The organism is Ruegeria sp. CDSA241 (assembly GCF_059611265.1).
On record NZ_JBXWPF010000040.1, the window covers coordinates 1 to 2,762 of the forward strand.

Below are 2,762 nucleotides of genomic sequence, written 5' to 3' on the forward strand. Positions count from 1 at the left end.
CCCTTAGTGCTGCTCAAAAAGATAAGGTGAAAATCCACTCATAAGGGTGAACACCAATCAAAGATGCCGCTTCAGGGACTACACAAATCTTGTCCGTGAAGCGGCGTTTTGATTATTGCCAACTTGCAAAAGTCTTGCGGGCCAGTTCGCTTTCTGGTCGCAGATTTTCAATGCCTCCATAGGGTTCATCAGTCCCAATCTCGCGATGTGGGTATTTTGCAATCATTTTTTGATGCCGTTTGGCCATATCCTGGAAGGACGCTCCGGACCAAAGCGATTGGCCGATGTCAGAATACATCTCGCGCGGATCGCGAAGGATATTGAACACCGGCGCAGCGGCCCCTGGGACACCAGGTGCGGGCATGTGCATCTTGAATTCCTGTTTCACAATCGAACGCAAAACCGGTCCTTCGTAGATATAGACATAATCTCTCCGCGAATTGCCATCCCCCTCAAGAAACAATGCTGTCTGGTCCACGCCGTCGATGATCCGGTCACGCGGGATGAATTCAGTTCCGCCAGCGATACGGGCGAAGGTTGTGAATAGATCGGAAACGTGAACAATGTCCCCTGCGTACTTGCCTCCTTCGATTGCAGCTGGCCAGCGTACGAAAGCATCAACACGCACCCCACCTTCGAGGTGTTCCGCTTTGCCGCCCCGGTAAATCAATTCGATCATGCCTGAAGTGGGCGAATACTGCTTAAAGATGCCGTTGTCCGCCATGATCACAACAAGCGTGTTATCCGCAATTCCAAGTTCATCAACTTTGGCCATCAAATCACCGATCCAATCGTCAAGTTGCTCCATTTTATCAGCCATAAAGCCACCGTTGCGGGACCGCTGCTGTTCGCCGTAAGTGAAATTGATTGGGTAAAGCGGCCAGTATTGGAGAAAGAATGGATCATCTTCTCCCGCCAAACGGTCAAGTTGCTCCAAGACCTGAGCCTGATAGGTCTCGTTCATGCGTTCATAGTGCGCCTGTGTCCATTCCTCACCTGCTTCTATGCCGACCTCCCGTGCGGCCTCTCCGGCCCTGGCTTCGAGGCCAGTTACAAGACCATAGGGTTTGAACCGTTCATCCATTCCGTATTTCCCGGATTGAGTAGACGGATGCCAGCCGTTGAGGTTACCTGCATTCGCAGCCTCTGGTGTCATCAGGCTCAGTTGCACTTGCTGATGGACTGGAAAATACGCGACATCAAACCCCTGATTATGAGCGAATGACTCCTCAATATCGCCCTGATGCCATTTCCCAACATGTGCTGTGTTATAGCCGGATTGATTGAGAATTTCGGCGATGGTAACTTCGTCTTTGGACAACCCTTCACCAACAAGAGCAACTTTCACTTCCTTGACACCCGCGCGAATTGGGTGCCCTCCGGTCAAGAATGCAGTGCGGGTAGGTGTGCAGGAAGGCTCAGTATACATCCGCATCAAAGAAAGGCCTTCTGCGGCGAAATCGTTGATGTTTGGTGTGTCAAATCCGGTGACAAAGTTCATCGCAGGATTGCCCATGAGGCCAAAACTCACGTCATCGATGAGAACGTAGAGAATATTAGGGGGCTTACCATCGTTTCTTTCTCGAACTTCCGCTAGTTTCTTATCTATCTCAATGTCTTGGGCATCCCATTGCTCGCCGTACTGAGCGCGAAGAAAATTGAATTCTCCGTCATGGACGATGGGAGTTTCCTGGGTCGCGACTGATGTGGCAGCAACAATGGATGCAAATAAGGCGGTTCGAAAAATCAAGTTAGAGCTTCCTTTATTGTGTTGGCGGGAAACAATGAGTTTCAATCAAAACTGGCCGCGTTTTGGGCCGTCTCGAAGACCAGTCAATACCAGAGGGTCACGCTAGCGTCTACTTGCGCCGGTTCTGTTGCAAACTTTTGACTATTGACGCGCTCGAATGCAGACGGTGAATGGTCACCGGTGTATTCAGTCGAGAACCAGTTCTCGATTGGATGTGTCGCAAACATTTGGAACGGCCAAAGTCAGCGACTTACTGGACACACCTATCCTGCGATCTCGGCGAATAGCTGGAAGCCAGACGTCGTATTGCTGGGGAATTGCCGCTTCCGGATCATGTTGGCGACCTCGATGCCGTCCAAGGTAGCTGATGCCGGTCTGAACGATTTGAACCCACACATGTGCCGTATGCGACGCTTGATAAATTGATGATCTTGTTCGATCAGGTAATTCAGATACTTGGACCTGACCGTTTGGATTTCGGCTAGGCAACCGAACCGCTTCAGGATCCTGTTCACCTCTCGAATGCCCGCCGCGTTGGCTCCACTTTTATCGATGACGATCTTGCTCGGGATTCCATTTGAAGCCAGCGCTTTGCCAAAGAACCTTGCTGCTGCTGGACGGTTCCTGCGCTCAGACAGCATGAAATCAAGAGTATTCCCAGCTTTGTCGACGGCCCGATAGAGGTACATCCAATTGCCGCGAACACGAATATAGGTCTCGTCCATGCGCCACGAACTCAGTGTTGGACGCTTCTTTGACTGCGCACGAGCTGCGACGATCGGCGAGTATTTCACAACCCACCTATTCAACGTGGCATGGTCAACTCGCACACCGCGCTCAGCCATGATCTCTTCCAAGTCACGATAGGACACCGTGTATCGCAGATAGAAGTAAACAGCATACAAAACTGCATCCTTGGGGAAATGACAGCCCTTTAACGTGATCATGCTCAAGTAACCTGTTCGAAAATTATTCGACCAGAACAAACCTCAGATCACGCGTGCGCGTCAAC

The 2,762-nt window shown here is 50.9% G+C and carries 2 protein-coding genes; both read right to left on the reverse strand.

What is annotated here, in order from left to right; genetic code table 11:
• Positions 1–112: 112 nt before the first annotated feature.
• The gene (locus AC2FJV_RS20130) at positions 113–1,795 is read right to left on the reverse strand and encodes a sulfatase-like hydrolase/transferase (RefSeq protein WP_496714485.1); all 1,683 of its coding nucleotides are present in this window, start codon (positions 1,793–1,795) and stop codon (positions 113–115) included.
• Positions 1,796–2,013: 218 nt separating this feature from the next.
• Entirely contained in the window at positions 2,014–2,697 is a 684-nt protein-coding gene (locus AC2FJV_RS20135; protein ID WP_496714487.1) for an IS6 family transposase, read from the reverse strand.
• Positions 2,698–2,762: the final 65 nt, after the last annotated feature.

Coding starts and splice junctions, on each gene's coding strand:
- AC2FJV_RS20135 (WP_496714487.1), bottom strand. CDS start 2,697: ATGATCACGTTAAAGGGCTGTCATTTCCCCAAGGATGCAGTTTTGTAT.